1 protein-coding gene is annotated in these 234 nt (G+C 34.2%); it reads left to right on the forward strand.

Annotation, left to right across the window (positions count from 1 at the left end; genetic code table 11):
* The coding region (locus tag FUA24_RS02845) for a methylmalonyl-CoA mutase family protein (RefSeq protein ID WP_148539997.1) at positions 1-234 on the forward strand (234 nt) is incomplete at both ends.

The following is a 234-nucleotide window of genomic DNA, read 5'->3' on the forward strand; positions in this document are numbered from 1 at the left end:
CTGAAGGAAATGATGGATTAGGACTTATGTTACTTGGAGTTACAGGAGACCAAGTGTTGCCAAATGAGGTTTACAAAAGCATAAAGAAAGATACCATTGCGCAAGTACGAGGTACTGTACAAGCAGATATTTTAAAAGAAGATCAAGCACAAAATACCTGTATTTTTTCAACCGAATTTGCATTGCGTTTAATGGGTGATGTACAAGAATATTTTATTGAAAATAATGTTAGGA

This window comes from Seonamhaeicola marinus (assembly GCF_008085455.1).